15 protein-coding genes are annotated in these 20,027 nt (G+C 73.0%); 7 read left to right on the top strand and 8 right to left on the bottom strand.

Annotated features, from left to right (window positions below; genetic code table 11):
* The first annotated feature begins 17 nt into the window (after window positions 1-17).
* From AB0J21_RS08575 to AB0J21_RS08585, 3 genes are read left to right on the top strand one after another with little or no spacing between them, the layout of a single operon-like run.
* The gene (locus AB0J21_RS08575; RefSeq protein ID WP_363145086.1) at window positions 18-1,112 is read left to right on the top strand and encodes a DUF262 domain-containing protein; all 1,095 of its coding nucleotides are present in this window, start codon (window positions 18-20) and stop codon (window positions 1,110-1,112) included.
* Window positions 1,105-2,229, top strand: a complete 1,125-nt coding sequence (locus AB0J21_RS08580) for a DUF3696 domain-containing protein (protein ID WP_363145087.1) — start codon at window positions 1,105-1,107, stop codon at window positions 2,227-2,229. Before AB0J21_RS08575 ends, AB0J21_RS08580 begins: the two co-directional genes overlap by 8 nt.
* Before the next feature lie 58 nt (window positions 2,230-2,287).
* The gene (locus AB0J21_RS08585; RefSeq protein ID WP_363145088.1) at window positions 2,288-3,211 is read left to right on the top strand and encodes a hypothetical protein; all 924 of its coding nucleotides are present in this window, start codon (window positions 2,288-2,290) and stop codon (window positions 3,209-3,211) included.
* A gap of 103 nt (window positions 3,212-3,314) precedes the next feature.
* Here AB0J21_RS08585 and AB0J21_RS08590 read toward each other — a convergent pair whose 3' ends face one another.
* Together AB0J21_RS08590 and AB0J21_RS08595 are read right to left on the bottom strand one after the other, a co-directional pair.
* Entirely contained in the window at window positions 3,315-5,267 is a 1,953-nt protein-coding gene (locus AB0J21_RS08590; RefSeq protein WP_363145089.1) for a glycogen debranching N-terminal domain-containing protein, read from the bottom strand.
* The gene (locus AB0J21_RS08595) at window positions 5,264-7,048 is read right to left on the bottom strand and encodes a hypothetical protein (RefSeq protein ID WP_363145090.1); all 1,785 of its coding nucleotides are present in this window, start codon (window positions 7,046-7,048) and stop codon (window positions 5,264-5,266) included. The genes AB0J21_RS08590 and AB0J21_RS08595 overlap by 4 nt, the downstream gene beginning before the upstream one ends.
* Window positions 7,049-7,199: 151 nt before the next feature.
* On the opposite strand from AB0J21_RS08595, the gene AB0J21_RS08600 reads away from it, so the two are divergent.
* Window positions 7,200-8,435 carry an ROK family protein gene (locus AB0J21_RS08600; RefSeq protein WP_363145091.1) on the top strand — a complete coding sequence of 412 codons (1,236 nt, stop codon included), beginning with the start codon at window positions 7,200-7,202 and terminating at the stop codon, window positions 8,433-8,435.
* A gap of 614 nt (window positions 8,436-9,049) precedes the next feature.
* Window positions 9,050-11,743 carry a pyruvate, phosphate dikinase gene (gene ppdK, locus AB0J21_RS08605; RefSeq protein ID WP_363145226.1) on the top strand — a complete coding sequence of 898 codons (2,694 nt, stop codon included), beginning with the start codon at window positions 9,050-9,052 and terminating at the stop codon, window positions 11,741-11,743.
* Between the two features lie 227 nt (window positions 11,744-11,970).
* On the opposite strand, the gene AB0J21_RS08610 is transcribed toward ppdK, so the two are convergent.
* Both AB0J21_RS08610 and AB0J21_RS08615 read right to left on the bottom strand, forming a co-directional pair.
* On the bottom strand, window positions 11,971-12,735 hold the full coding sequence (locus AB0J21_RS08610) for a histidine phosphatase family protein (protein WP_363145092.1): 765 nt from the start codon (window positions 12,733-12,735) through the stop codon (window positions 11,971-11,973).
* Window positions 12,736-12,973: 238 nt separating this feature from the next.
* Entirely contained in the window at window positions 12,974-13,870 is an 897-nt protein-coding gene (locus AB0J21_RS08615) for a LysR family transcriptional regulator (protein WP_363145093.1), read from the bottom strand.
* Window positions 13,871-14,068: 198 nt separating this feature from the next.
* On the opposite strand from AB0J21_RS08615, the gene AB0J21_RS08620 reads away from it, so the two are divergent.
* Window positions 14,069-15,532 (top strand): MFS transporter, encoded by a 1,464-nt coding sequence (locus AB0J21_RS08620; RefSeq protein ID WP_363145094.1) that lies wholly within the window; start codon window positions 14,069-14,071, stop codon window positions 15,530-15,532.
* Window positions 15,533-15,647: 115 nt separating this feature from the next.
* Here AB0J21_RS08620 and AB0J21_RS08625 read toward each other — a convergent pair whose 3' ends face one another.
* The 3 genes from AB0J21_RS08625 to AB0J21_RS08635 form a co-directional block, all read right to left on the bottom strand.
* Complete coding sequence (locus tag AB0J21_RS08625; RefSeq protein WP_363145095.1) at window positions 15,648-16,574, bottom strand: oxidoreductase; 927 nt, start codon at window positions 16,572-16,574, stop codon at window positions 15,648-15,650.
* A gap of 120 nt (window positions 16,575-16,694) precedes the next feature.
* Window positions 16,695-17,507, bottom strand: a complete 813-nt coding sequence (locus AB0J21_RS08630; protein ID WP_363145096.1) for an SDR family oxidoreductase — start codon at window positions 17,505-17,507, stop codon at window positions 16,695-16,697.
* A gap of 106 nt (window positions 17,508-17,613) precedes the next feature.
* A complete protein-coding gene (locus AB0J21_RS08635) occupies window positions 17,614-18,198 on the bottom strand; it encodes a TetR family transcriptional regulator (protein WP_363145097.1) in 585 nt (194 codons plus the stop codon).
* 248 nt (window positions 18,199-18,446) lie between these two features.
* Between AB0J21_RS08635 and AB0J21_RS08640 the strand changes: the two genes are divergently transcribed.
* Window positions 18,447-19,226 carry a TSUP family transporter gene (locus tag AB0J21_RS08640; RefSeq protein WP_363145098.1) on the top strand — a complete coding sequence of 260 codons (780 nt, stop codon included), beginning with the start codon at window positions 18,447-18,449 and terminating at the stop codon, window positions 19,224-19,226.
* A gap of 131 nt (window positions 19,227-19,357) precedes the next feature.
* On the opposite strand, the gene AB0J21_RS08645 is transcribed toward AB0J21_RS08640, so the two are convergent.
* Window positions 19,358-19,960, bottom strand: a complete 603-nt coding sequence (locus AB0J21_RS08645) for a hypothetical protein (RefSeq protein WP_363145099.1) — start codon at window positions 19,958-19,960, stop codon at window positions 19,358-19,360.
* Window positions 19,961-20,027 lie beyond the last annotated feature (67 nt).

The following is a 20,027-nucleotide window of genomic DNA, read 5'->3' on the forward strand; positions in this document are numbered from 1 at the left end:
CGGGCCACAGTACGGACGTGGAAAAGGAGGATATCGGTGAGCGCATCGACAGCCCCTTCGACCCCGATCTCATTGAGGTCCAGACCCGCAACCCGACCGTCTCCCTCCTGCTCAACCGTATCAATCGCGGAACGATCGACCTTGCCCCCGACTTCCAGCGCCGGGCCGGTATCTGGACCCTCAAGGCACAGAGCAGGCTCATCGAGTCGCTGCTGCTGCGCATCACCCTGCCCACGCTGTACGCCGCCGAGGGGGACGACGACAGCTGGGCCATCGTCGACGGGGTGCAGCGTCTCTCCACCATCGCCCGCTTCGTCGCCCCCGACTCCATCGGGGCCGAGCCGCTGCGTCTGACCGGGCTGGAGTACCTCACCGAGTTCAATGACTGCTCCTTCGCCGACCTTCCCGGTCGGCTCCAGACGCGCATCGAGGAGACCGAACTGGTCGTCCTGCTCATCCGGCGGGGAACCCCGGAAGAGGTCAAGTTCAACATCTTCGCCCGCATCAACACCGGAGGGCGGGCGCTTACGCGCCAAGAGCTGCGACACGCTCTCATTCCCGGGCCCGCCCGTGCTTTCCTCGCAGACCTCGCTGCCTCCGACGCCTTCCAGAGGGCGAGTGGCGGGAGTGTTTCGCCGGAGCGCATGTCCGACCGGGAGATGTGCCTCCGCTTCGTGGCCTTCTCCCTGACCCCACCGGACGACTACCTCAGCGGGGACTTCGACAAGTTCCTCCGCCAGGCCATGCACGAGATCAACGCCTTGGACGACAAGGGGCGGAACGAGCTCCGCCGGGACTTCATCTACAGCATGAGGGCCAGCCACGCTGTTTTCGGCGAACACGCATTTCGTAAGAGGTTCCCCCATGTCAATCGACGTTCCCCGGTGAACAAGGCGCTGTTCGAGGCTCAGTCAGTCACCCTCTCCGCCTATCCGCAGTCAGACGTCCAACTACTCAAAGCGCGCCGTGCCCGGATGGACGAGGAATTCTTCCGGCTCATGCTGGAACCGGACTTCTTCAACTCCGTCTCCTCGGGCACGGGCGACATCGCCAAGGTCCGCCTCCGCTTCCGTCTGCTGGACGAGATGTTCCGAAAGGTCCTCGGTGCTTGATCGGGTCTCTGTCGTCAATTTCAAGGCGTTCAGCCGTCAGGACCTCGTTCTGGCGCCGTTCACCCTGCTCACCGGCCTCAACTCCTCCGGTAAGAGCTCCGTGCTCCAAGCCCTCGCCCTGCTGCGCCAGTCTCACGAGGCCGGGGTACTGGAGGACGGCGAGGACTCGGGCCTGCTCCTGAACGGCGAGTTCGTCCAGTTGGGCACCGGTCAGGATGTACGACACGAGGCCTATCCCAAGAACGATCCCGACATCGGTCTCGGCGTCGTCCCGGTCGGGCGCCCGGACAGGGGAGTGACCTGGCGCGCCGCGTACGGTCCCGAGGACGATCTGCTCAGACTGGTCAATGCCCCCGTGGTCGGTATGCACCCGGCCGCGGCGCTGCCCGAGCTGTTCGGTCCGGGTTTCCAGTACCTCAAGGCGGACCGTATCGTCCCCGACATCAGCTACCCACGCTCACACCATGCCGTCGTACGGCGCGGATTTCTCGGCGCCCGGGGGGAGCACACCGTCAACTACCTGCGCGTTCACCAGGACGAGCCCGTTGAGGAGGCGTTGCGCCACCCGTCGACGGCCTCCGGCACCCTGCTCGCGCAGACCGACGCCTGGATGCAGCGGCTCTGCCCCGGCGTCAACCTCCAGGCCATCGGGATCGACGGGACGGATTCGGTGCGGCTCAGCTACGGCTTCGGCGCCGGGGTCAACGCCTCCAACCGGTACCGGCCGACCAATGTCGGTTTCGGGCTCACGTACGCACTGCCCATCGTCGTCGCCTGCCTCACCGCGCGGCCGGGATCACTCGTCCTGCTGGAGAATCCTGAGGCGCACCTTCACCCGCAGGGGCAGACCTCGCTGGCGTTCCTGGCCACGGCCGCGGCTCGTGCGGGCGCGCAACTCCTGGTGGAGACCCACTCGGATCACGTCCTCAACGGCCTACGGATCGCGGTCAAGAACGACCGTCTCCCGGCATCCGCGACCGCCGTGCACTTCTTCCGTAGGAGTGGGCAGGGCGTGGAGGTGGTCACCCCTCGCATGGAGGAGGACGGCATGCTGTCCGAGTGGCCCCGTGGCTTCTTCGACGAGTGGGAGAACTCCCTCGACCAGTTGCTGGACTGAGGGAGCGTGGAGGGCAACCGGCCAGTACGGCCAGGCGACTGTCAACCAGGGGGCGGAGATGCCACTGCTGTTGTTTCTCAACGAGCGTTCCTGCGCGTCCGAAGCCTCGGCAGGAGAAGTGGCCACGGCGATGGACGAGTTGATCGGACTGCTGCGGGAGGCCCGGTCCTGGCGCGAGATCGCCCTCGTCACCCGGTCCCCACTGGTCCAGTCCGAGCTGGCCCGGGGTTACTACTACCAGCAGTGGGCCGCTGACAACAGGCACCGTAATCAGCGGCAGTTCATCAAGGCGCTGCGCAACCGGGCCCCCTACGCCGACGTGCTCTCCGCACACGCCGCGTCGGCTGAGGTGGAATACGAGTACGCGGGCGAACGTGCCAGAGGGATCGGTGCGGCCCACCTCATGGACGGCATGTGCGTGAGTCTCCCACTGGCCCGCGCCTGGCACCGCTCCTGGCTGGAGGTCGTCGTTCGCGCTCTGGCTGAGAACGACCACGGCGAACTGGTCTTGACGGAGACGACCGAATCGGTGCGCCACGGTTCCCGAGCCGTCGACCTCAAGCCGCACGAGGAGTGGGCCCGCGCCGCCGGGCTGGAGGCGCTCGACTCGGCGGCCGGGCTGTGGGCGAATCGGGCCGACTTCTTCCCCTCGCTCCGCTTCCTGCCCAAGGTCCAGCAGGAGCTTGAAGCCTTGCAGAGGCCCGCCTTCCTCCAGGCGCGTGGTCTGCTCGCACGCCTGGAGGAGTCGGCGGCACGCTGGGATCCGACGGAGACAGCCGTTCCTCTCTGGCAGGGAGCGAAGATCACCCCGGAGCATGAGCAGCGCAAACGCCTCTGCTTTTTCTCGGACGCGAACGGTAACCGGCGCTGCTACGACTGGCACGGCCGCTTCACTCCGGGCGCCGGGCGCTTGCACTTCCGGCTACTGGCTGCTGAAGGAAAGTTGGAAATCGGCTATCTGGGGCCCAAAATCGGAACGTAGTCGCCAGTCGGCCCGGGAGACGGGTTTGGCCGAACGGGCCCTCAGCCACTTGGTGGGGCCCGCCGCCCCACCCCGGGGCGGCGGGCCCGCGCAACCCGTGCGGCTACCCCGCCCCCACCGCCGTCAGCAGGGCCAGCGGGGCCGCCGCCGAGCGGGACTCGCGGGCGCAGGCGTGGGGGTACGGGACGGGGGAGGGGTACTCCTCGCGGCTGTATCCGGCGAGGACCTCCGGCAGGCGGTGGCCGTCGGCGGCGGCCGCCTCGGTCAGGGCCCGCGCGACCCTCGACGCCTCGTCGTGCAGGCCGTAGCGGGCCAGGCCCAGCGCGATCAGCGCGTTGTCGTGCGGCCACACCGAACCCCGGTGGTAGGACAGCGGATGGTACGCGGGCTGCCCGGCGGCCAGCGTCCGTACGCCCCAGCCGGAGAAGAAGTCCGGCTCCAGCAGCCTGCGGCCCACCGCCTCCCCGTACTCCTTGTCCAGCAGTCCCGACCACAGCAGATGGCCCGCGTCCGAGGCGAGCGCGTCGACCTGGCCGCCCTCGCCGTCCAGGGCCAGCGCGGGGAACGAACGCCCCGGCATCCAGAAGTCGCGCTGGAACCGGTCCCGCAGGTCGACGGCCGCCTGTTCCAGCAGGTCCGCGTACACCTCGTCGCGCCACACGGCCCTGGCCAGGTGCGAGGTGCGGCGCAGCGCGTCGTAGGCGTAGCCCTGCGCGCCCGCCGCCATCACCGGGCCGCTCGGCCGGCTGCCGTCCGCCGAGCAGATCGCGCCCGGCGAGTCCTTCCAGTTCTGGTTGGCGAGACCGCCCTCGTCCGCGCGGTACACGAGGTAGCCGCGCGAGGTGAGCCCGCCGTGGTCCAGCATCCAGCCGACCGCCGCCCTGGCGTGCCCCTCCAGGCGCCGCGCGAGCGCCGGATCGCCCGTGCGCTCCGTGTACGAACCGAGCAGGACCAGGAACAGCGGGGTCGCGTCCACCGAGCCGTAGTACCGGCCGAAGGGCACCTGACCGAAGTGCGCCAGCTCGCCGTGGCGCACCTCGTGCACGATCTTGCCCGGCTGCGCGACCAGGCCCTGCGTCTTCTCCGTGGCCTGCGTCGCCGCGAGCGCGGCGAGCGTCGCCGCCGCCGGGCCCGTACGGTAGGGGAGCAGGAACAGCGAGGTCAGCAGTGCGTCACGGCCCAACAGGGCCTGGAACCACGGGGCTCCGGCCGCCGGGACGCGCACCTCCTCCCCGTCCGGGCCCACCGCCGGCACCTGGAGCGAGGCGAGGTCCGCGAGCCCGCGCCTACACGCCGCGCCCAGCCCCGGGCTGCCCGCCGCGAGCGCCGTCGCCGCCGTGTCCCCCGCGAACTCCGACGCCTCGGCGGCAAGTTGGCGGGCCGCCTCCGCCGGGCTGTGCGGGACCGTGCGCTGCCGGGGGATGCCGTGCGGACCGGCCAGCACCCGCAGCGCCACCTCGGCCGAGCCCTGCGGGGGCGGCTCCAGCGTCCACACCAGCCGGCGCGCGCCCGTTCCCGTCTCCTCGACCGCCTCCGGAGCGGGCAGCGCGGTCACGCTGGTCCGCGAACTCCACTCGCCCCGGCGGTAGGTGAATTCGAGGCCGCCCTCCTCCAACTCCTTCCGGCCGCGCACCGCACCCGTCTTGCTGTACGTCCGGTAGTCCGAGCGCAGCTCGAACTGATCGGTGAAGTCCGCGTCCACGGTCAGCCCGACCCGGACGGAGAGCGGCGCCGGACGGTTGCTCGTGACCCGCAGGGTCTCCACGAACACGCCGTCCACGACCGCCTGTTCACGGAAGACGGTGTACGGCGGGGGATCGGTGCGCCCGCCGCGCGGGGTCAGCACCGCGCGCAGGGTGTCCGCGCCGGTGGACGGCACGAGGACCTCGGGCACCCGCCCGTCCACCGTCAGCTGCCAGCGGCTCAGATGGCGGGCGTCGTGCACGAACAGGCCGTCCGGCGAACTCCCCCGCACCCCCGTGATGTCCCCCGCCGCGTCCACGGCCGCGAACGTCGCCCCGTGAACCAGTACGTGCTGCGCTAAGCGCTCCGTCATTCCTCAGTCCCTCCCTCGGCCAGCAGGTCGAGGGTCAGGGCCGCCGTCCAGCCGAACCGGCGCGCCCCGCACCCCCGCCCCGCATACGGATCGACGTACTCCGCGAAGTCCGTCGCGCCCGCCGTCTCCAGCAGCGCACGCCGCAACTCCGCCGCGCGGGCCCGCTCACCGTGCGCGCGCAGCCCCCGCTCAAGCAGCCAGTTGATGTTGAACCAGGCCGGTCCCCGCCAGTACCGCTGCGGGTCGAAGGCCGGCGAGGTCAGATCGTGGCTCGGCACCAGGCGGGCCGGACCGCCCAGTCCGAAGCGCGGGCCCGTCAGCGTGTCCACGAGCCCCGCGACCACCTCGCGCGGCAGCTGAGGCAGCAGGAGCGGAACGAGCCCCGAGACGCCGTGCTCCCGCACCAGCGGCCGCCGGTCCACCCCCTGCTCCGGGCCGGCCGGACGAGTCCCGCCGCCCGCCTCCCGGGCGGAACCGGTCCGTGAGCGGACGGCGCCCCGCAGGACCGTTTCCGCCGCCGCGAGCACCGCCGCCCCGCCTTCCGTGCCCGCCTCCCGCGCCGGGGCCGTCTCCAGGAGCGGTTCCCCGGCCTGCGCGGGTACCGGGACGTGCCCGGCCGCCGTCGTCGCTTCCGGGGTGTGCCCGGCCGGGCCCGGTTCCGCGCCCAGGTCCCGGCACAGGAACATGCCCGCGTCCCGGTCCCACAGCCGGGTCACCAGGGCCCGGGTGAGCCGCCGCGCCCGCTCCCTGCGGGGGCCCGGGGCGCCACCGAGGACCCCGGCGATCTCGGCGAGGGCGTACTCCGAGGCGATCAGCAGCGCGTTGAACGCGGGGTCCTCCACCGCGAACAGGCCCCCGCCGCCGAGGCCCGAACCGGGCGCCGCGTCGTCGGCGTACCCGCGGTCCCGGTACTCGGCGGCGAGCCGCACGTACCGCCCGTAGTCGAGATCGGTGGGACGGTCCTCGGGGGCGCCGTGGTCCAGATCGGCCCTGCGGTACGAACGGGCCTCGGCCGGCTCCACGCGGGACAGCGGGGAGTCCCAGTTCGGGCTGTTGTCCATGCCCTGCTCCCACGGGTGGACCACCGACACCAGCCCGCCGCCGCCCAGGTCCCGGCACTCCAGCAGGTAGCGGTGCCAGGCCGCCAGCCGGGGGTACATGCGCTCCAGGAAGCCGCGCGAGGCGGAGACCCCGGGGGCGGCGCGGTGCACGAGCCAGGTGGCGAGGGCGTGCACCGGGGGCTGCACGATGCCCGAGGTCTCCGGGGCGCCGGGCGCCGCGTCCGCCGAGGAGGAGCGCCAGAAATCGGGGCTCGGGAAGTACGCGTCGAGCGGTACGGAGGGGTTGAAGACGATGTGCGGCACCCGGCCGTCGGCCCACTGCGCCGCGAAGAGCGTCTCCAGCTCCCGCTGGGCGCGTAAGGGGGACAGATGACGCAGGCCGATCGCGATGAAGGCCGAGTCCCAGGACCACTGGTGCGGGTACAGGCCGCGCGAGGGCACCGTCGAGGTCCCCGTCCAGTTCTCCGCCAGCACCTCCGCCGCGCCCGCCCACAGCCGGCCCGCCGCCGTACCCGCGCCGGGGACCGCGCCGGAGGTGACGTCCGAGGGGACGCCGGAGGCGGCGTCCCGCAGCGCGCCGGGGGCGAAATTGGATGCGATCCGTGCGGATCCGCTGGTCGTGGCCGGTGCGGTGGGGGGAGGCTGTCCCGGGGAGACCGCGCGCCCGGCGGGAAGGGAGTCGTCGTTGAGAAGACTGCGGCTGGTGGTGGTCCGGGACATGCGCTCCACGTGTTTCTCCCCAGAGAGGTCCGGAGACGGTCCGGGCAGCGGGCAGCCCGGAAGAGCGGTACTGGGTACCGTAGGGTTACGTCTATTTAACACGCAAAACTCAATATGTAATGCGGAGTTGCCGAACGCAAGGGGGTTGGACATGGCCGGGAACCAGGCGAGCGCCGGGGACCTGCTCCATCTGGTGCGCAGTGGTACGGCCACGACGCGCGGCGCGCTCCAGCGGGCCACGGGCCTGTCCCGGGCCACCGTCGGGCAGCGCCTCGACCGGCTGTTCCGGGCCGGCTGGCTGCGCGAGGGCGCGGCCGACCCCGGGGGCTCGCCGCTCGGCGGACGGCCGTCCGTGCGCCTGGAGTTCGAGGACCGGCACGCCGTCGTCCTCGCCGCCGACCTGGAGACCAGGCACGCCCGCGCCGCCGTCCTCGGCCTCTCCGGGGAACTCCTCGCGGAGCACACCGGGCCCCTGCGCGTGGAGGACGGGCCCGACGCCGTCCTCGGCGAGCTGGGCACCTGGTTCGGGCGCCTGCTGGACAAGTCCGGGACCCCCGCGGACGCCGTGTGTGGAATAGGTCTCGCCGTGCCGGGCCCGGTTGACCGGGGCTCGGGACGGGTCGTCCAGCCGCCCATCATGCCCGGCTGGGACGAATACGACATACGCGGAAGAATACGGCGGGCCTTCGCGGAGGCCACAGGGGCCGGCGGGCCCGCCGGAACCGGCCTCGCCCCCGGCCCTGCCCCCGTCCCCGTGCTGGTCGACAACGACGCGAACCTCATGGCGTACGGGGAGCAGCGCGCCGGGTTCCCGGACTGCTCCGCCTTCGTGCTGGTCAAGGTCTCCACCGGGATCGGCGCCGGGGTCGTCGTGGACGGCGCGATCTACCGGGGCGTGGACGGGGGAGCGGGGGACCTCGGGCACATCCGGGTCCCCGAGGGGGAGGGGGCGCTGTGCATGTGCGGCTCCTACGGCTGCCTCGCCGCCGTCGCGAGCGGCCGGGCGCTGGCCCGGCGGCTCACCGAGGCCGGGGTGCCCGCGTCCTCGGGTTCGGACGTGCGTCTCCTGCTCGCCGACGGGCATCCCGAGGCGACGGGCCTCGCGCGCGAGGCGGGCCGCCAGGTCGGCGAGGTGCTGGCCACCGTCGTGACCCTGCTCAACCCCGGCGTGCTGATGATCGCGGGCGACCTCGCGGGCACCCCGTTCCTCACCGGCGTACGCGAACTCCTCTACCAGCGGGCGCTGCCGCGCAGCACGGCCGGGCTGGAGATCGTGACCTCGCGGCTCGGCGAGCGGGCGGCGCTCGCCGGAGCGGGTGCCCTCGTCGTGGAGCACCTGTACGAGCCGGGCCGAGCGGAACGGCGTCTCGCCGCGATGGGTCTCTGAACCGCGCCCCTTCTCCCGGCCCATCCCCGCTTCTCGTCACGCTGGGTGAGCGGCGGCGCGAGTGGACGATCCCCGTCCGGCCGTTTCCCCGCCACCGGAAACCGCACCGCGCGGGACTGCCCGCGCGAGGCCGTGAGCGGCACGGGATGACAGGAGCGCCCTCCGGACCGTCCGAATGCTGGGAGAAGTCACCCGGAGGACACGTGATTCACGCCACACTTGAGGAGGGCGCTGCTCACATGAGCGAACTCGGGGCGCATTCACGACCCTAAGAATGGCACTGAGTGCCATGGCGGCTGTATTCAAGTTCTGAACTCATATGGCGTGGTGGTCCGCTCAGGTGAGCGGAATTAACTGGAACGACATGTTCCGATTCGAAGTAGTGAAGATCGACCCGGCGTGTGCGCCGGTCCGCGCTCACTTTCGATCTGCTGGCAGACGGCTGGTTCCGGCCCCAGGACACGCAAGTGCACGTACCGCCGGGCCTTCGATCTGGGTATGTTCCTCGCCGTCAGGGCAGTCGGATGGGCGAGGAGTCGAGTCCTGTGTCGTCACAAGCGAAGAGCACGGATAACCCCGCGGTACGGAAGACCACCGGACCGGACACCGGGACGGTGAAGTTCGTCTACGACTTCACTGAGGGCAACCGTCATCTCAAGGACCTGCTCGGCGGCAAGGGCGCGAACCTCGCCGAGATGACCAATCTCGGACTGCCGGTCCCGCCCGGCTTCACCATCACGACCGAGGCCTGCAAGACCTACCTGGAGAGCGGCAAGGAGCCCGCGGCCCTGCGCGACGAGGTGAGCGCCCACCTCGACGCGCTGGAGGCCACGATGGGCAAGACGCTCGGCCAGGCCGACGACCCGCTGCTGGTCTCGGTCCGCTCCGGCGCCAAGTTCTCGATGCCCGGGATGATGGACACCGTCCTCAACATCGGACTGTCCGACGCCTCCGTCGCGGGGCTCAGCGGCCAGGCCGGGGACGAGCGCTTCGCCTGGGACTCCTACCGGCGGCTGATCCAGATGTTCGGCAAGACGGTGCTCGGCGTGGACGGCGACCTCTTCGAGGAGGCGCTGGAGGCGGCCAAGCGCGCCAAGAAGGTCGCGACCGACGTCGAACTCGACGCCGCCGACCTCAAGAAGCTCGTCAAGCAGTACAAGAAGCTCGTCGAGCGGGAGGCCGGACGGCCCTTCCCGCAGGACCCGCGCGAACAGATGGACCTCGCGATCCACGCCGTCTTCGACTCGTGGAACACCGACCGCGCCAAGCTCTACCGCCGCCAGGAACGCATCCCGCACGACCTCGGCACCGCCGTCAACGTGTGCTCGATGGTCTTCGGCAACCTCGGCCCCGACTCGGGCACCGGTGTCGCCTTCACCCGCGACCCGGCCAGCGGCCACCAGGGCGTCTACGGCGACTACCTCCAGAACGCCCAGGGCGAGGACGTCGTCGCCGGCATCCGCAACACCGTCGCGCTCGCCGATCTGGAGAAGATCGACAAGACCTCGTACGACGAGCTCCTGCGGATCATGGCGACGCTGGAGAACCACTACCGCGACCTGTGCGACATCGAGTTCACGATCGAGCGCGGCAAGCTGTGGATGCTCCAGACCCGCGTCGGCAAGCGCACCGCGGCCGCCGCGTTCCGCATCGCCACCCAACTCGTCGACCAGGGCCTCATCGACGAGGCGGAGGCGCTCCAGCGGGTCAACGGCGCCCAGCTCGCGCAGCTCATGTTCCCCCGCTTCGACGACGAGGCGCGCACCGAGGTCGTCGGCCGCGGCATCGCCGCCTCGCCGGGCGCGGCCGTCGGCAAGGCCGTCTTCGACTCGTACACCGCCGTCAAGTGGTCGCGCTCGGGGGAGCAGGTCATCCTGATCCGCCGCGAGACCAACCCCGACGACCTCGACGGGATGATCGCGGCCGAGGGCATCCTCACCTCGCGCGGCGGCAAGACCTCGCACGCCGCCGTCGTCGCCCGCGGCATGGGCAAGACCTGTGTGTGCGGCGCCGAGGACCTGGAGGTCGACACCAAGCGGCGCCGGATGACGACCTCCTCCGGCACCGTCGTGGAGGAGGGCGACCTCGTCTCGATCGACGGCTCCAGCGGCAAGGTCTACCTCGGCGAGGTCCCCGTCGTCCCCTCCCCGGTGGTCGAGTACTTCGAGGGCCGGATGCACGCCGGGGCCGAGGAGGCCGACGAACTGGTCGAGGCCGTGCACCGGATCATGGCCTACGCCGACCGCACCCGCAGGCTGCGGGTACGCGCCAACGCCGACAACGCCGAGGACGCCCTGCGCGCCCGCCGCTTCGGCGCCCAGGGCATCGGCCTGTGCCGCACCGAGCACATGTTCCTCGGCGAACGCCGCACCCTGGTCGAGACCCTGATCCTCGCCGACACCGACGCCGAACGCGAGAAGGCCCTCGAACAGCTCCTGCCGCTCCAGAAGCGGGACTTCGTGGAGCTGTTCGAGGCGATGGACGGGCTGCCCGTCACCGTGCGGCTGCTCGACCCGCCGCTGCACGAGTTCCTGCCCGACATCACCGAACTCTCCGTACGCGTCGCGCTCGCCGAGGCCCGCAAGGACGCCAACGAGAACGATCTGCGCCTGCTCCAGGCCGTCCACCGGCTGCACGAGCAGAACCCGATGCTCGGACTGCGCGGGGTCCGGCTCGGCCTCGTCATCCCCGGCCTGTTCACCATGCAGGTACGGGCCATCGCCGAGGCCGCCGCGAGCCGCAAGGCCGCGAAGGGCGACCCGCGCGCCGAGATCATGATCCCGCTCGTCGGCACCGTGCAGGAACTGGAGATCGTCCGCGAGGAGGCCGAGCAGGTCATCGCCGAGGTCGAGGCCGCGAGCGGTGTCCAGCTCAGGCTGTCGCTCGGCACGATGATCGAACTGCCGCGCGCCGCCCTGACCGCCGGGCAGATCGCCGAGGCCGCCGAGTTCTTCTCCTTCGGCACCAACGACCTCACCCAGACCGTGTGGGGCTTCTCCCGCGACGACGTCGAGGCCAGCTTCTTCACCGCCTACCTGGAGAAGGGCATCTTCGGCGTCTCCCCGTTCGAGACCATCGACCGCGAGGGCGTCGGCAAGCTCATCGCCGACGCCGCGAAGGCCGGCCGGGCCACCCGCCCCGACCTGAAACTCGGCGTGTGCGGGGAACACGGCGGCGACCCCGAGTCCGTCCACTTCTTCCACGAGGTCGGCCTCGACTACGTCTCCTGCTCCCCGTTCCGCATCCCGGTCGCCCGCCTGGAGGCGGCCCGCGCCGCGGCCTCCCCGTCCTCGGACACGACCCGCTGACCACCTGACCCCGGGGCCACCACCCGTCCCGCCCACCCTCACGGGACCGGCGGCGCCCCCGGGCACGCAAGAGGAAGGGCGGCGCCTTGTGCGGAGGCGCCGCCCTTCGGTGCGGTCGCGTGTCCGGCGTGAGGAGAGACCGACGGGTCTTCGCCCAACTGCCCCCGGTGGTGAGGGGCCCCGGCCACCCGGCCCGCCCCTGCACGGTGGCCGGGGCGTCCCCGTGCTCAGGCCGAGGGTGTGCCGTCCGTGGGGGCCGGGGGGTTCAGGTGCGTGGTGTCGCCCCAGTCGGTCAGGCGGAGGGTGCGGCCGTCGCCACGCCAGTGCGAGACCGAGGCGTTCGGGACGGGCGGCAGGTGCTCCGGGGCGGTCGCGCCGATGCCGGTCAGTACGTGGCGCAGGGCGAGGACCACGCCGTCGTGCGCCACGACCAGGACCCGGCGCCCGGGGGCGGCGCGGCCGAGGTCGGTGAGGAACTGGCCGACGCGCAGGGCGAGGTCCGCGAAGGACTCGCCCCCGGGCGGCCGGTACCACCAGTCGCCCAACAGCTCGCGGCGCGCGGCCTCGTGGGGTGCCCGGGCCCGCACGGCGGACGGCGGGTGCAGTTCGAAGACGCCCGTCTCGCGGTCGCGCAGCCGTTCCTCGATCAGCGGGTCCGGCGGTGCCGCCCCCCGCTTCGCCGCGCTGTCCGCCGTCGCCCGCCAGGTCTGCCGGGCCCGGGTGTAGGGGGAGCAGACCACCAGGTCGGGGCCGGTGCCGGGGGCGTGGTCCGCGAGCCAGCCGCCCAGCGCCTCGGCCTGAGCGACGCCCTTCGGCGTCAACGGGACGTCACGGTCACGGCCCGGCACCGGCTCAGGCGAGCCGGACTCCGCGGCGGCGGCGAACGCGACGTTGGCCGCGCTCTGGCCGTGGCGGACGGCCCACAGCGCCCCGAGCGGGCAGGGCGGGACCAGAGGCGTCGCCGCACCCGTACCCGTGTCCGTGCCGCTCACCGGTCACCCGCCCGTACCCGCGCGGGAGGGACGGGAGAGGGGGACGGGTTCGTCCCGTGGTGACACGTCTGCCCGTGGTGACGCGTCTCAAGGAGGTCGTCCACGCTGGATCGTCCCTTCTGCGGCCGGCGCGGGGGCGGCGCCGGTTTCCGGGCCGGTGCCGAGGTCACCGTAGCTCCCCGGGGTTCCCGAGGACCGCCGGCGACACCGGCGCGCGCCGCCGGGACAGCGGTACGGGCTACGGAGCGAGGGCCGCGCGCGCCGTCGCCAGGAAGGCCGGGACGCTCGCCCGCGCGGGCTCGGCCCCGTGCCACCACGTCAGCGTGACGTCCGTACGGGCCGCCGCGTCCGCCAACGGTACGGCCGCGACCTCGCGGCGGGCCGCGGGTCCTCGTACGGCCGTCTCGGGCAGCAGGGCGCAGCCCATACCGGCCGCCACGCACTGGCACAGCGCCGCCAGGCTCGCGACCTCCGTGCCGACGACGGGCGCCTCGGGCCCCAGGGTGCGGAGCAGCGCGTCGAGCATCTCCCGGAAACCGCAGCCGGGCGGGGTCGCGAGGAAGGGCTCGCCGCGCAGGTCGAGGCCGCTCACGTGCGGGGCGCAGGAGAGGCGGTGGCCCGGCGGGGTGACGACCATCAGGCGTTCCGAGCCGATGCTCTCGCTGGTCGTCAGCTTGTCCCCGGGGGCCGCGCCGTAGGTGAGCGCGACGTCGACCTCTCCCCGGCGCACCCAGTCGTACACCTCACCGCGACCGCCCTGCCGCACGGTCACCCGGACCCGTGGACACAGCTCGCGGTAGCGGGCGAGCACGGCGGGCAGCCGGTGCGCGCACAGTGTCTCCAGCCCGCCGACGGTCAGCGGACCGCTCGGCTCCCGCGCCTCCTCCCCGACGGCGGCACGCGCCTGACGCGCGAGCAGCAGCATCTGGTCCGCGTACTCGATCAGCCGCTCACCGGCGGGGGTCAGGGACAGCCTGCGGTGCGCGCGGTCGAAGAGACGCACGCCCAACTCGGCCTCCAGGGACTGGATCTGCTCCGTCACGCTCGACTGCGCGTAGTTCAGCTCGGCGGCGGCGCGGGTGAAGTTGAGCGTCCCGGCCACGGCCCGGAACGTTCGCAGATGACGCAGTTCCACGGACCGTCCTCCCCCATCGGTTCCCCCGATGGTGCCATCGGCGGATCCCGCTTCCTCAACCACCCGCGCGTTGCGAGGATTCCAGGAGCCGGACGCCGTTCGCCAGTTTCCGGCCCTCCAACTCCCCTCGCGCCAAAGCGCCCTTGCCTCCCGGCCGGGGCGGCCCCGCGCGTCCCCGCACCACCTTCGGAGGTTCCCATGTCCAGCCAGTCAGCGCGTGCCGTCAACGAACCAGGTGCCGCACGGGGGGCCCGCCCCGGCGGGCCGGAGCCGGGTCCGGCGCGTGCGCGGCCGGGCGGGCTCCTGCTCCTCGGGATCTCGCTCGGCTACTTCATGGTGCTGCTGGACACCACCGTGGTCACGGTCGCGCTCCCCGCGATCGGCGACGACCTGTCGGGTTCGCTCAGCGGGCTCCAGTGGGTGTCCAACGGGTACACGCTCACCTTCGCGGCGCTGCTCCTGACCGCCGGCGCGCTCAGCGACCGGTACGGCGGCCGGAAGGTCTTCGTGGCCGGGCTGTGGCTGTTCGCCGCGTTCTCCGGCGCCTCGGCCGCGGTCGGCTCCCTCGGCGCGCTGATCGCGCTGCGCGCCCTGCTCGGCGTGGCCGGCGCGCTCCTGCTGCCCACCTCGCTCGCGATCATCGCGCACGCCTTCACCGAACCGGCCGCCCGGGCCCGCGCGATGGGCGCCTGGGCCGCGATCAGTGGCAGCGCGCTCGCCGCGGGACCGCTGGTCGGGGGCGTCCTCAGCGACACGCTCGGCTGGCGGGCCATCTTCCTGATCAACGTGCCGGTCGCGCTCCTGAGCCTGGCGCTCGTCGTACGACACGCCCCGGCCAACGTCCCGGGTGCGGCCAGGGGCCTCGACCTGCCCGGCCAGACCACCGCCGTCCTCGCCCTCACCGCACTGACCTACGGGCTGATCGAGAGCGGTGCGGAGGGCTGGGGGTCCTGGCAGGTCCTCGGCTCGTTCGCCCTCTTCCTCGTGAGCGCACTGCTCTTCGTGGCCGCCGAGCGCCGTACGCCCACACCGCGGCGTGCGCCCATGCTGCCGCTCGGCATGTTCCGCGAACGGACGCTGTCCTCCGGGCTGTTCGCCGGGCTGCTCGTCAACTTCGGTCTCTCCGGCGTGCTGTTCGTGCTCTCGCTGTCCTTCCAGGAGGCGCACGGCCACTCGGCGTTCACCACGGGGCTGCTGTTCCTGCCGCTCACGCTGCCGACCGCCTTCAACCCCGTCCTCACCGGCAGGCTCGTCGCCAGGATCGGGGCGCGCAGACCGGCCGTCGCGGGTTTCCTCCTGATGGGGACCGGGGCGCTGGTGCAGTCCGCGGCCACCTCCGACGGGGACTCCACGGCCGCACTCGTCACCACCTGCGCGGGCCTGCTCGTCATGGGCTTCGGCGTCTCCTTCGCCATCCCGCCGCTCATGACCGCGATCGTCGGCTCGGTACCCAGGGAACAGTCCGGCATCGCCTCGGGCGCCCTGAACTCCGCCCGCCAGACCGGCGCCGTACTGGGCGTCTCCGTCCTGGGAGCGGTCATCGGCTCGGGTACCCCGGACGGCACCGGCACCCGGTACGCGCTGCTGACCGCCGCTCTCGCACTGCTCGCCGGGGCGGGCGTGGTCGCCGCCTGGCTGGGTCGGCCGGGCGCCGGGAAGTGAGCCTGCCCGCCCGCCCGTGCCGGTCCGAGCCCCTGCCCGGCGACGGCCCGCACGGCAAGGCGGCCCTGCCCGGCGTCCCGCGCCGGTCCGAAGTGCCCCGGTGGCCGGGCCCGTCTCAGCCCGGCAGATCCTCGTACGCCACCCCGGTCAGCTCCCGTGAGGCGTCCCAGAGGCGGCGCGCCGCCTCGTCGTTCAGGGTCCACGGGGCACGCCAGGACGGGGCGGGGGCGCCGCGCCAGGCCACGAAGCGCGGGCCGGTGAACGAGTCGCCGCGCACGCCGGGCGCGGTCGCCGCGAACAGGGTCGGCAGGGCGCCCTGTTCGGCCGACTGGGCCGCGATCCGGTTGCCGAGCTCGACGACCTTCTCCGTCCGCTTGCGCCCCTCCATCCGCACACCCGCCGTCTGGAGGTTGGTCCGCGCGTAACCGGGGTGGACCGCCGCGACCACCGTCGAGGACCCTGCGGCGGCCAGCCGCCTGCTCAGCTCGTGCGCGAACAGCAGGTTCGCCGTCTTCGAGCGCGAGTAGGCAACCCAACGACGGTATTCACGTTCGCTGTTGAGATCGTTGATGTCGATGTTGGCGAACATGTGCATGAAGCTGGACACCGTGACGACGCGGCTGCCCGGCGTCCGCCTGAGCGTGGGCAGCAGGAGACCGGTCAGCGCGTAGTGCCCCAGGTGGTTGACTCCGAACTGCCGCTCGAAACCGTCCTCCGTGCGGCTGTAGGGCAGCGCCATGACGCCCGCGTTGTTGACCAGCAGATCGATCCGCCGCTCCGCGTGCCGGGCGGCGAACTCCCGTACCGAGGACAGGTCCCCGAGGTCCAGCCGGGAGAACTCGGCGTGCGCGCCCGGGACTTCCGCGAGCAGCCGGGCCGTCGCGTCCCCGCCCCGGCCCTCGTCCCGGCACGCGAGGACCACGTGGGCCCCGTGCCGGGCCAGCTCCCGGGCCGCGACGTAGCCGATCCCGCTGTTGGCCCCCGTGACGACCGCCGTACGGCCCCCCTGGTCGGGAATGTCACTCGCACTCCAGCCGGACATGACGCGGGCTCCCTTCACCTGGTCCACACGGTCACGCGTCGCCGTACCACCGGGGCGCGGGGACGCTGGGGACCGCCTGCCCGCCACCCTAGTCAGCTACGCCCACCGCGACCGGGTACCTCAGGCCGCCGCGCCGCCGTCGACCACGAGATCCGCCCCGATCGTGGAGGAGGCGGCCGGTGAGGCCAGGTGCAGTACGGCCGCCACGATCTCCTCGGTGGAGGACACCCGGCCCAGCGGGGACTGGGCCTTCATGCGCTCCGCCCGGTCCGCCGGGCTCTCCCCGGGGCGCAGCGACATGGCGGTGTCGGCGGGGCCCGGACTCACCGCGTTGATCCGCACCCCCTCCGCCGCGTGGTCCAGGGCCGCCGCCCGGGTCAGCGCGGACACGGCCGCCTTCGAGGCGATGTAGCCGGCGAGCCCCGGGAAGCGGCGGTGCGCGCCCAGGTTGGAGGCGATGTTGACGATCGCCCCGCCCGAGGGCTGCGCGCGCATCAGGGCGATCTCCTCCCGGAGGCAGTGGAAGACACCGGTCACGTTGACGTCGAACAGGGTGGCCCAGTCCGCGTCGCTCAGTTCCGTCAGCGGAGCGCCGCCCCGGAAGACCCCGGCGTTGTTCACCGCGACATCCAGCGAGCCGAACCGCTCCACGGCCCTGGCCACGAGCCGGCCGACCGCCGCCGGGTCGCTCACGTCGGTCGGGGACACGGCGGCCCCGGTGCCCGCCGCGCCGATCAGGGCCGCCGTCTCCTCCAGGGCCTCGCGGCCCCGGCCGGCCAGCGTCAGCGACGCGCCCTCGGCCGCGAAACCGAGCGCCAGCGCGCGGCCGAGCCCGGAGCCCGCGCCCGTCACGAGCACGGACGCGCCCGAGAAGCGCGAGGGGAAGGGCGGGGGAGCGGTGGCGGAGCGCGGAACGGGGAAGGCCGGTGTCACGAGGACTCCTTCTTTCACTGTCGTACGGCTGTTGTCCGGATCATTTCTGAACAAGCGTTCTTGAATTGAGGTGCGCGTGCGGCCCGGCGGCCGCTCGCCGAGCGGCTCAGCCGAGCAGGGTGAGCGCCTCCCGGGCCGCGTCCCGGACACGCGCCGGATCGGCCGAGACCTTGCCCACGACGCGCATGCCCTGGAGCAGCACCAGCAGGAGACGGGCCAGCGCCGCCGGGTCCCGTTCGGGGGCAAGTTCGCCCTGGGCCCGGGCGCGCAGCAGCGCCGAGTGCAGCAGCGTCTCGATGTGGGCCCAGCCGCGCTCCACGCGGAACGCCGCCTCCGGATCGCGCGCGCCCAGTTCGGCGGCGGTGTTCGTGACGAAGCAGCCCCGGCCGCGCGTGGTGGCCCGGGCGGCCTCGTCCGCGAACCGCAGGACCACCTCGCGCACCCCGGGCAGCGCGGGGCCCGGCGCCGACAACTCGTCGAGCAGACGCGGGTCGTGGCAGGCCCCGTACCGGTCGAGGGCGCGCAGGTACAGCTCGCGCTTGCCGCCGAAGGTCGCGTACAGACTGGCCCGGCCGATACCGAGCGCGGCCACCAGATGGGCCATCGTGGTGGCCTCGTACCCGCGCTCCCAGAACAGCTCCATGGCCGTGCCGAGAGCCGCCTCGGGATCGAACTCCTTGGCTCTGCCCATGCGAGGAACCTAGAAGAGAGTGGAACGTACGGTCAAGAAAATGACGTCCTTCCCTCCCGGGCCGTGGATCGGACCTCCGGGCGAACCCGCCCCCGCTGCCCCCCTCCCCGGGCGCGGCCAGGCGCTCAGCGCGCGCGAGGCAGGACCGTCATGGACGCTCGCGCAGCGTCCGCCGCTCGCTTAGCGTCCGCCGCTCGTGGGGGAGCCGCCCGGGAGGCCGGTTCCGGCGGCCTCATAGGGTCATGCCCATGCCCGACATACCTTTGACCTCGGTGTTCGTCCTGTGCCTGGCCGCGCTCGCCGCCGGCTGGATCGACGCCGTCGTGGGCGGCGGCGGACTCCTGCTGCTGCCGGCCCTGTTCCTCGGCGTCCCGCACGTCGCCCCCGCCCAGATCCTCGGCACCAACAAGGCGGTCGCCGTCGTCGGCACCGGCGCGGCCGCCGTCACCTACGCGCGCCGCGCCCCGGTGAACGTGCGGACCGCCGTGGGCATCGGGATCGCCGCCGTGTGCGGATCGATGACCGGGGCCTTCTTCGCGGCGGGCATCGACAGCGACCTGCTGCGCCCGCTCATCATGGTCGTCCTGCTCGCCGTCCTGGCCTTCGTGATGCTGCGCCCCTCCTTCGGCACCGCGGTCCAGGGACCACCGGCCGGACGCGCCCGGGTGCTCACCGCGATCGGCGTCGCCGGGCTCGGCATCGGCTTCTACGACGGGCTGTTCGGCCCGGGCACCGGGACCTTCCTGGTGATCGCGCTGACCGCCGTGCTGCACCTCAACCTGGTGACCGCCTCGGCCACCGCGAAGATCGTCAACGTGTGCACGAACCTCGGCGCGCTCGGCATGTTCGCCTACCACGGCACCGTGATGTGGCAGCTGGCCGCGCCCATGGCCCTGTGCAACCTCGTCGGCGGCATGACCGGCGCCCGCACCGCCCTCAACCGGGGCAGCGGCTTCGTGCGCCTCGTCCTGGTCGTGGTCGTGGTGACCCTGGTCGGGAAGCTCGCCTACGACCAGTGGCTGGGCTGAACGGCGGCCCCGCGTACCCGGCGGCGGGCGTACGGGGCGGGCGTCCGGGACGGGTGTCCGGGACGGGTGTCCGGGACGGGCTTTCGCGGCGGGTCCGGTCCGCCCGCAGGCCCGCCCCGCCGCCTCCGCCGTCACAGTCCTACGCCGCGCGCCCTGCGGTGGAGCAGCCACGTACCGGCGGCCGCCGCGCACGCGAGCACCCCGATCCCGCAGGCCACCCGTACGGGATCGCTGCCCAGCGGGCCGGGCCCGGCCGCGGTGGTCCGCGCCGCTCCCCGCGCGGCGCCGCTCCCCGCACCTCCTGGGTCGTTCCCCGCGCCGCCGTGCCCGGCCGCGTGGCCCGCGGGACCGTACGCCCCGTCGAGCCCCACCGTCAGGTCGCCGCGCGCGTCGGCCTTTCCGCTCCCGCAGCGCGCCACCACCTCGTACGTGCCCGGTTCGACGGTCGCGGGGACGGTGAACCTCCCCACCGACTCGCCCGTCGCCGGGTCCGCGCCGAGCAGGAAACTTCCCTCGCGGACCGCGGGCGCCGAACCCGTCGCGGCGCCGGAACCGCACGCCGCCGTCCGCACGGTCACCGTCGTGCCCGGTGCGACCGAGGCCGGCTCCAGCCGGAGCGCGGGCCCGGTCGCGGGGCCCCGGTCGGCGTACGCGGCCGTCCCCGGGGCGCAGACGATTCCGGCGGCTACTACGGCGGCGGCTGCCGCACCCGTCCGCAGACGTGTCGTGGGCATGGTCCTCCTTCCGCGTGGGGCCCGGCCGCGGCTCTGCGCGCACGGCGCCGTACGCGCCCCGCCTACG

This window comes from Streptomyces sp. NPDC049954 (assembly GCF_040656295.1).
Classification (GTDB): Bacteria; Actinomycetota; Actinomycetes; order Streptomycetales; family Streptomycetaceae; genus Streptomyces.

Excerpts from the sequence above, each read along its gene's own strand:
- AB0J21_RS08645 (WP_363145099.1), bottom strand. The coding sequence starts at position 19,960 with ATGCCCACGACACGTCTGCGGACGGGTGCGGCAGCCGCCGCCGTAGTA.
- AB0J21_RS08640 (WP_363145098.1), top strand. The coding sequence starts at position 18,447 with ATGCCCGACATACCTTTGACCTCGGTGTTCGTCCTGTGCCTGGCCGCG.
- AB0J21_RS08595 (WP_363145090.1), bottom strand. The coding sequence starts at position 7,048 with ATGTCCCGGACCACCACCAGCCGCAGTCTTCTCAACGACGACTCCCTT.
- AB0J21_RS08590 (WP_363145089.1), bottom strand. The coding sequence starts at position 5,267 with ATGACGGAGCGCTTAGCGCAGCACGTACTGGTTCACGGGGCGACGTTC.
- AB0J21_RS08620 (WP_363145094.1), top strand. The coding sequence starts at position 14,069 with ATGTCCAGCCAGTCAGCGCGTGCCGTCAACGAACCAGGTGCCGCACGG.
- AB0J21_RS08625 (WP_363145095.1), bottom strand. The coding sequence starts at position 16,574 with ATGTCCGGCTGGAGTGCGAGTGACATTCCCGACCAGGGGGGCCGTACG.
- AB0J21_RS08635 (WP_363145097.1), bottom strand. The coding sequence starts at position 18,198 with ATGGGCAGAGCCAAGGAGTTCGATCCCGAGGCGGCTCTCGGCACGGCC.
- AB0J21_RS08585 (WP_363145088.1), top strand. The coding sequence starts at position 2,288 with ATGCCACTGCTGTTGTTTCTCAACGAGCGTTCCTGCGCGTCCGAAGCC.
- AB0J21_RS08600 (WP_363145091.1), top strand. The coding sequence starts at position 7,200 with ATGGCCGGGAACCAGGCGAGCGCCGGGGACCTGCTCCATCTGGTGCGC.